This window comes from Herbaspirillum sp. VT-16-41, assembly GCF_001994935.1.
Lineage (GTDB): Bacteria > Pseudomonadota > Gammaproteobacteria > Burkholderiales > Burkholderiaceae_D > Herbaspirillum > Herbaspirillum frisingense.
In genome coordinates this window covers 1-361 of record NZ_MUXB01000239.1, presented here as the reverse complement: position 1 = coordinate 361, position 361 = coordinate 1, and the positions used below count along the sequence as shown (strand labels likewise).

The 361-nt window shown below is 50.4% G+C and carries 1 protein-coding gene; it reads left to right on the top strand.

Annotated features, from left to right (window positions below):
* Positions 1-21 precede the first annotated feature (21 nt).
* Positions 22-361, top strand: a 340-nt coding sequence (locus BTM36_RS26875) for a substrate-binding domain-containing protein (protein ID WP_254427111.1), incomplete at its 3' end; no start/stop codon positions are given.

The following is a 361-nucleotide window of genomic DNA, read 5'->3' as shown; positions in this document are numbered from 1 at the left end:
TATAAATATGACGACAACTTCATGTCAGTTGTCCGTAAAGCCATCGAGAAAGACGCCAAAGAAGCTTCTGGCGTACAGCTGCTGCTGAACGACTCCCCGAACGACCAGTCCAAACAGAACGACCAGATTGACGTTCTGCTGGCGAAAGGCGTTAAAGCCCTGGCAATCAACCTGGTTGACCCGGCTGCTGCAGGCACCGTTATCGAAAAAGCACGTGGTCAGAACATTCCGGTTGTGTTCTTCAACAAAGAGCCTTCTCGCAAAGCGCTGGATAGTTACGACAAAGCTTATTATGTGGGTACCGACTCCAAAGAATCCGGCATCATTCAGGGCGACCTGATTGCCAAACACTGGGCTGACA